The 5661-nt window shown below is 54.8% G+C and carries 2 protein-coding genes; both read left to right on the top strand.

What is annotated here, in order from left to right:
- Nucleotides 1-364: 364 nt before the first annotated feature.
- Nucleotides 365-4531 carry a PilZ domain-containing protein gene (locus ACOSYY_RS10415; RefSeq protein WP_421662276.1) on the top strand — a complete coding sequence of 1389 codons (4167 nt, stop codon included), beginning with the start codon at nt 365-367 and terminating at the stop codon, nt 4529-4531.
- Between the two features lie 100 nt (nt 4532-4631).
- On the top strand, nt 4632-5661 hold a 1030-nt coding region (locus ACOSYY_RS10410), incomplete at its 3' end, for a histidine kinase dimerization/phospho-acceptor domain-containing protein (protein WP_421662275.1).

Raw genomic sequence — 5661 nt, 5'->3', positions numbered from 1 at the left:
AATTACCTGCTGTATATGACGCCCGGTTCTTGCTCGGAGCATGGTCAGACTGCCGCCGCCAATTGATCTCCTCTTGCAGGCCAGCCGGAAAATTAATCCGACAGGCCTGCAAGCAGTGCCATTTTCCTACCGTCCAAAATTGTTCATGCAAGCCGTCTCATAGCCGCTACTCCCCTACTAAAGAAGTGGCCTCCAGTCTGGGTTTCTCCCCGCCACTTGTGGTATCAAGTCACACGGTCTGGCTGAAACATCACGCAATTGTTGTGTGACTGAGTCGGTTGATTGACACGCGGCGGCGATACGCAGCAGCCCGCTGAATGGCCGCTCTGAGAGCAGGCTTGCCCAGAAACACGGGAATTGTGCCATGCCGCAGAGTGAGCCTGCCACCATCCTTCTCGTCAATGCGATCGCCGAAGAAATCAAACAGGTCACGCTCACCTTCCGAAAATTCCTTCCAAACTGCCGCGTCGAAGCCGTCTACACGCCCGAAGAAGCCCTTCAGTGGGCTCAACTGGCTCCGTGGCGTCTCATCCTGATCAATGAACAGTTGATCGAGCAACACCCGACTCCTCTGCTGTCGGAGCTCAAACGACTCGCCCCCTCGGCCACGCTTGTTCTACAAACTGACCGAAGCTCACCCACCATCGCCTTGGATAGTCTGCAAACCGGTGCGGATTTTTTGCTCGATAAGAAGTCTCCTGCCTTTTTCACTGAACTCGTGCTGTATGCGAAAGACGCCTTTGAAAAACAAGATGACCGCATCATGTTCGAGCAGCTGCAAGACCGTCATGGCCGACTCATTGAAACGCTGACGGACGTGCTGTATGAACTCGACTCGGAAGGGCGATTTGCCTACCTCAGCCCCAGCGTCGTTAAAATGCTCGGCTACTCTCCTGAAGAATTGGTCGGTGCCCCTTACTCCACTGTAATCGCTCCTGACCAACTGGATCGGGCACGCCACCGGTTCGATGACCGACGGACTGGAGAACGCGCCTCTAGGAGTGTCGAAATCGAGCTGGTCCCCAAAGCCCTTCCTCATAGGCTGGAAGTCTCGAGAATCAAAGCCGAAATCAGCGCTCACGGACTGTACAATTCACAGCGACGACACCTGGGTACCTTTGGCCTTTTGCGTGACGTATCGACCCGACGCAATCAGGAAGAGACTATCCACCGTCTCGAGCGTCAACTCCAACAAACCGACCAGTTGATCGCCACAGCACAGCAACTGGTCCGTTTATCCAAAAACCTCGAGGCTCCTCAAGCCACCATCTTGGCCCAGTCTCAACAATTGCTGAATACCATTCGTGATGTCCGTCTCATCGAGCGCGTAGAAACCCTGGCACTCTATGCCGAAGAAGCCGCACGGCTAGGAGAAACGCTCAGTCGCGCAGCCGTCGAATCCGCTGCCAGCCGTGACACGATCAACGAGGTTATCGAGTCCGTGCTCACGGCAACCGAGCCTTCTTTCATCGACAGGGATCGAATTGAACGCGCCTATGCTCTTGATCTGCCGCCCTTCACAGAACACCGGGAATCGGCGAAGCGGCTACTGCGCATTCTGCTTTCACAAGCCCTGCACCTTACGACCGTCACCCTACGCCGCCGTCGGCTCAAGATCAGCACAGCCGCCATCGATGTGATCGGCAAGACGCTCGCGCCAGGCACCACGCTTGCTCCGCCGATACATCTGACTGAGGTGGAAGTCCGCATTGAAGAAACTGACGCGACAGTTGCCGGTGAAAGGCCATCGCCTCCGGAAACCGGAGACCTTTTCGAAGCCTATGCATTGATCAAGCAATTGGGAGGCCGTTTGGATTTTATCGCTCCCGCAAATGGACGGTTGTCCATCACAATCAGGATTCCGACTAAGCCAACCCCGAAAACGACGCCTTTGACGGAAGCCGGACCATCGATACAGAGGCCGGCTCCCGTCTTGGCTATGGCGGCACCCATTCCTCCTGGTCCTACCCCACCTTTGCCAGACCGCCGCAAACGCATGCGGACGACCGTCGACCTCCGGGCGCGCGTTACGATCGGCAATACGCCCTACGAAGGTGTCGTGACGGATCTGAGTCCGAGCGGAGCCTCATTGGAGATTGAAGGTGCGCTTCCGGCATTCGAACAACAGCCTGTCTACCTGCTCATTAAGGCAACCGTCAGCACCTTGGAACTGGATGCAACCGCGCATGATCGAGAAGAAACTCCTCGACGGGCCGGCATGGAACGGCGGCGAACTTCCCGCCTCGCACTTGAGTTCACCGCACTTGGCGAGACTCAGCAGGAGATCCTCGCATCGTTTATTGAGGCGGCACGTATACGTGCCTTCGCCATAACGGTCGAAGCCCAGTTTCCAATGCTCGATAGAACAGTCGATTTTGTAGCTGGCTCCACGGAAACCGGCCTGCGTGGCGCCGATCATCGTGAGACTTTGAGGGTTCGATTGACGCTACCGGTCCGCATTGAAACTTCGGCAATCGGAAGTCTGATCGGTATCGCCGTCAACTTCAGCCGAGGTGGTGTATGCCTGCAAACGGAGCCGTTCCTGACAATGACCGATGAGGTAGTCGTGCTTCATTTCTCTTCTATCGATGTCCATGATCAGTCTGAGGCACAGAATCCGGAAGCGACCGAAGCGATCCTGACCGGCCGCATTGTCCATCTCGCTCCACATCCCACTGTTTCATCCGAGCTCACACCGCGCCCATCACAGACAGGACAGCGTATCGGCATCCGTTTTTCCCAACTGACGCCATTGGCGGAACGGGAAGTCAATCGCGTGCTTGCGCTACACCTCGGCTCCCCCTCCATAGACTTTGCGGATCGAGACGGCCGGCCATTGATCATGAGCGACAGATGGGAATGTCGGAATACGCATGGCCGGATTATTGCCGTGACGGCCGATCATGCTCGCCATGACGTTTCACAAGACATCCCGATCATCATCGTTATACCGGGATTCGGATCGACCCAAACTGACTACGTACCACTTTCGTTTTACCTCGCTGCCAACCATTTACGCGTGTTGCGCTATGATCACTCGAACCATGTCGGCCAAAGCGAAGGTAATATTTTACAGTTCACGTTACGCAACATGGAGACTGATCTGCAGAGCGTCCTTGATTTTGCTCACACCACATGGCCTACTGCTCCTATAGCCTTCCTCGCGGAAGACATCGCTGCACGAGTGGCGGCCAAAGTCATAGCCCGAAGCACATCGGCTGATCAGCTTTTCTTATTGAATCCTGCTCTTGACCTAGAAACCTCTCTTTCTCCCCTCGATCTCTCCCGTGCCATTGAAACCTATCGGCAAGGCCATCGGCTGGGCGTTGTCAATATCTGGGGCTTCAATATCAACTTCGACAAGTTTATTGGCGATGCGATCACGGGTGACTATGTCGACTCAGCCTCGCCAAGATCTGACTTCGCCCAACTGGCGACTCCTCCTGTTATCCTGGTCTCTCCCAGAAAGAACCGTCCCATCGAACACCCGTTCGACCCTCACTATCAGTCCCTCAGAGCCCTGGGAATCGCCCCAACCGTTGTATCACTGCAGGCCGACGTGTCCGGAGAATCCGTCGTCAACGACGAACGCCGAATCGCAGCCTTCAAGACGATCTTGAAGCTGCTCTCTACTTCTCTCATCGGCAATCCTCCTTCGGCTCCGGTGCGGGAACCGCGCACCCGCGATGTATATCAGCAACAGCAGTTGGAGCATGAGCGCACCCGCATTCGCCACCACGTCTCGCAGGCCACACGCAACGCCCTGTGGGGGGCTCACTTGGCCCAGTTGTACCAACTCGAACACTTGCCGGACTATTTGGCCTTTACGAATGAACTGTATCGCCTACTCCTTCCTCTTGAACCAAACATGACTATCCTCGATATCGGCTGCGGTCATACGAATTTCATCCGTCTCATGCTGACCAATCTGGCCTATCGATGGGCGCATCAGAGCGGACTGACGGACGTTCCTCTTCGCTATATCGGGTTGGATCATTCGCACGAATCGCTTAGGCTTGCGGAACAGCAGACCCATACATTCGCTGAAGAACTGCCCGGCACGCTCACGGCTGCCGTCCCAATCGGCCAATTGTTAACGACAAGCTGGATGCATACGGACTGGAATGCATCTCTTCCTTTCATCGATGGATCGATTGGCCGCATTCTTTGCCATCTATCGCTTTCCTTCACTCCCTCTCCCCTTCATTGTCTCAGACAGATGCTTCGAGTCTTGCATCCGGATGGGACGGCCATCCTGACGAGTCTTCAACCGCACACCGATCTCTCCAGGCTGTTTCGCCGCCACCCGCGCGCAGCAGACCACGATAAATTCGGTTCACCGGCCAAGATCGTCCTTCACTATTTCGGCCGCCTGCGAGAAGCCGTTCGCCATGGCCTATTGCATAACTATGAACGGGATGAGCTAGCCCGTCTACTGACCCATGCCGGTGCGGGCTCAATCCAGTTTTACTCCGTCCTCGATGATCAGCTTCTACTCGCTGTTGTACGGAAGACCAAATCCGCTGGCTGAAACAACTCCTCGGGTGTATACTTTGCGCCTAGTGATGATACGTAGTCTCCTTTCCATCGCGACGAACTACGCAGGCGCATAAGACCTCGCACACCGGCTCATGACAGATCGCACGCATCCGCAATCGGCCCTCTGTCAACCAGACACAGCATCGCTGCAACGGCTCACGCAATTCGCGCGGGACATGGGGCATCCGACAAGTCTTCCCATCATCGCAGAACGTATTCTTTCCGGCTTCTCTGAAGTATCTCAACACTCTGACGGGATTCTTTATCTGCTTGATCGTGAACGCGAATACTTCTGCCAGGTAGCCTTACACGGACAGATTTCTTCGATAGCAACATCTCGCATCATTCCCTTCAATCACCCCCTCGTTCAACAACTGGCTCAGCACCAAGATATCCTAGACTCGTCAGCGTTGACCGATTCCTTATGCGCGGCATCATTGGACAATACGACGGGTGCCCGGCCCGTCACTCTTCCCGTCAATCTGGCCATCCCGTTGCTGAATAAAGGACAGCTGATCGCCTTCGTATTGCTCCAATCCAGGATGGGTACCGCTGTCATTACCTCCCATACCAGGGAACTCCTGGCTGCTATGGCCCAGAATGCCGCCAACGCGCTCGACTCTTTCCTGTTGTATGAGGACCTCCGGCAGTCCCAAACTCTCATGCGACGAACCGATCGATTGCGTTCTTTGGAAACCATTGCCGGAGGTTTCGCTCATGAAATCCGAAACCCCTTAACGTCGATCAAGACCTTCATTCAGCTGGCCCCGGAGCGTAAGGATGACAGTCAATTTATTGGCGAATTCAGCCGAATTGTGCTCGATGATGTCAATCGGATTGAGCGGTTGATTCAGGAGATTCTCGACTACGCTCGCTACATGGAACCTCGGTTGACCGATGAGGATCTGAATGAAATCGTCTCATCGTGTCTGTACTTTATCCAAGTGAAAGCCGACAGCCGCGGGATTAAGATTGAAAAAGATTTGGCGCCTGAACTTCCTCGTGGCATGTTAGATCGGCAACAAATTAAACAGGTCCTTTTAAACCTGCTCTTGAACGCGATGGATGCCATGAGCGATAAAACCGGAACCCTTCGTGTACGAACCACTAGGCTCCAGAAAG

The organism is Nitrospira sp. BLG_2 (assembly GCF_049222245.1).
Note: the sequence above shows the minus strand (reverse complement) of the source record. Positions and strands in the feature narration are given on the sequence as shown.

Excerpts from the sequence above, each read along its gene's own strand:
- ACOSYY_RS10415 (WP_421662276.1), top strand. The coding sequence starts at position 365 with ATGCCGCAGAGTGAGCCTGCCACCATCCTTCTCGTCAATGCGATCGCC.